This window comes from Pseudomonas sp. SDO55104_S430, assembly GCF_054070595.1.
Genome location: NZ_JBSVXG010000415.1, coordinates 1 through 2,476 on the forward strand (window position 1 = coordinate 1; position 2,476 = coordinate 2,476).

General features: G+C 59.9%; 2 protein-coding genes. One reads left to right on the forward strand and one right to left on the reverse strand.

Annotated features, from left to right (window positions below):
- Positions 1-59: 59 nt before the first annotated feature.
- The gene (locus tag ACW9JE_RS30235) at positions 60-992 is read right to left on the reverse strand and encodes a LysR substrate-binding domain-containing protein (RefSeq protein WP_224536437.1); all 933 of its coding nucleotides are present in this window, start codon (positions 990-992) and stop codon (positions 60-62) included.
- A gap of 160 nt (positions 993-1,152) precedes the next feature.
- Between ACW9JE_RS30235 and ACW9JE_RS30240 the strand changes: the two genes are divergently transcribed.
- Positions 1,153-2,331, forward strand: a complete 1,179-nt coding sequence (locus tag ACW9JE_RS30240) for a hypothetical protein (protein WP_224536439.1) — start codon at positions 1,153-1,155, stop codon at positions 2,329-2,331.
- Positions 2,332-2,476 lie beyond the last annotated feature (145 nt).

Below are 2,476 nucleotides of genomic sequence, written 5' to 3' on the forward strand. Positions count from 1 at the left end.
AAAAATGTATTGCCTGACCCTCCGCATTCGCGGGCAAGCCTCGCTCCTACAGGGTGGGGTTACGAGGCTGCGGTTGAAGGCTCGAGCTGGCGCTGCGCCAACCAGATCTCCTCTTGCAACCACTGGCTGAACACCTGCAACTGCGGCATCTCGGTCTGCTCCGGCCGGGTCACCAGCCAGTAGGACTGATGCCCGTCGACATGCACGTTGAGCACCTGGGTCAGCTGTCCGCTGGCCAGATCCGGGGCGACCATGTGCCAGTCGGCGATGGTGATGCCCAGCCCGTCGATGGCCGCCTGGATCGCCAGGTCCAGCAGGTCGAATTCATAACCGCCCTGGGTATCGACGCCACTGATGCGTGCCGCGTCCAGCCAGTGTTTCCAGGTCAGGTAGCGCTGGTCTTCCCGGGCCAGCACATGCAGCAGCGTCAGGCGATTGAGGTCGATGCCCTCCTCGTTCCACTCCCGCGCATACAGCGACGGCGCGCACGCCGCGATGTGCCGTTCCTGAAACAGTAGGGAACTGTCCAGGCCATCCCATTCGCCGTTCCCGAAACGGATCGCGCAATCCAGGGTACCGGTTTCCGCCAGGCTGTCCTGCAGGCGCGTGGTGATGCTCAGCTCCAGGTCCGGATGTTGCTCTCGCAGACGCCCCAGGCGTGGCATCAGCCAGCGACTGGTAAAGGTCGGCGGTGCATTGACGTGCAGGCGGTTGGCATGGCTTTTCTGCTGGATGCTGCGCACCGTCAGTTCGATCTTGTCGAAGGACTGATGCAGCGCCCGCAGCAACACCCGGCCGGCGGCGGTCAGTTCCAGGTGATGATGGCGGCGCACCAACAGGCTCTCGTCCAGTTGCTCCTCCAACTGCCGTACCTGCCGGCTGACCGCGCTCTGGGTCACGTTCAACAACTCCGCCGCGCGGGTGAAACTGCCCGTGCTACCGGCCACTTCAAAGGCTTTGAGCGCGTTCAGGCCGGGCATTTTGCGTTTCATGGAAAACTCTCGAAGACCGATGACAGTTGCCAAGCGTACTGGATTTTCTCAGTAACATGCATCCGAGGAAGGTTTCCCCGGATTTTTAATCGTTTGTTCATCGCAGCGCGGATCGCAAGACTTACGGGCATCTCACATAAAAATAACCGAGAGCTGCCACATGTCCTTCCCTGCTCCACTGCGTCTATGCCCTTTGTATCTCGCTCTACTCTGCACCTTTGCCGCCCCGGCCATGGCCGTCCAGGTCACCGACAACCTCGATCTGGGTGGTGCCATTCGCGCACGCTGGGATTACGACCCGGATCGCGACATTCAGAACTTTGGCCTGGACACCGTGTACCTCAGCGCCAAATACAACTCCGACACCTGGATCGGTGAAGCCCAGTACCGTTTTTACGGTCGCTCCTATCCCTATCGCTACACGAAAAATTACGGCGACATCCAGTTCGCAAAGCTGGCGTGGCTGGGTTACAAGTTCAACCCCGACCAGCAGGTACAAGTGGGCCTGAACAACGTGCCATTCGGTCTGCAGCCGTACTTCGGCAGCACCTTTTACGAAACTCTGGGCAACGTCATTGGCCTTGAAGATGTGCAACAGGTCGGCGCCAAGTACATCCAGCAAAGTGGCGACTGGAACATTCAAGCCGGCTATTACCTGCGCCCGGCCTGGCAAGGCAAGGGCACCAGCAACGGCGTGACCTTTTCCAGTGTGGTGTCGGAAGCCGACAGCTATGTGACCGACGGTAGCGATAACCAGGAACGCAACACCCTGGCCCTGCGCGTCGCCAAAGCGCTGGACCTGGGGCCATGGAAATCCGAAGTCGGCGTGTCCGCCCTGACCTCGACCCTGGAAAACCGCGATACCAACGACGACGGCCGACGCAATGTGGTGGGCGTGCACTACTTGGGCAAGAACGGACCGTGGGGCGTGCAGTTGCAGGCAGCGCGCCAGCAAATGTCACCGCGCAACCCCGGCACCGACGAAGTGGTGACCTTCGGCGGTTATGACGGCACCTACAACGTCGCCAGTCGCGGTAACCTGTACGTCGCGGACCTGAGTTATGACTTGGCCGGTAAATACCTGTTCGACCAGATCAGCGGAGCGAAGCTGTACGCCAACTACAGCGCATTCGACAAATCGGCCAAGGGCTCTGAGACCTCTGAACGATTGATCCTCGGTTCGTCGTTCGCTCTGAGCAAACTGTGGGTGGCCACCGAATGGCTGATCGGCAGGAACGATCCGTACATTGGCGGCAGCAGCTACACCCAGAGCCTGGCGGCTGGCGGGACGGATCACTGGGAGAGTCAGGTGTATGTGAACCTCGGGTACTACTTCTAACCGACACTCCCCTGTAGGAGCTGTCGAGTGCAACGAGGCTGCGATCTTTTAAAGACAACATAGCCTTAGCAGTTCCTACAGGTCAGCGGTGTTTTTGAGGACGTCTTCGCGGGCAAGCCTCGCTCCTACGGTTCATCACCGAATC

Excerpts from the sequence above, each read along its gene's own strand:
- ACW9JE_RS30240 (WP_224536439.1), top strand. The coding sequence starts at position 1,153 with ATGTCCTTCCCTGCTCCACTGCGTCTATGCCCTTTGTATCTCGCTCTA.
- ACW9JE_RS30235 (WP_224536437.1), bottom strand. The coding sequence starts at position 992 with ATGAAACGCAAAATGCCCGGCCTGAACGCGCTCAAAGCCTTTGAAGTG.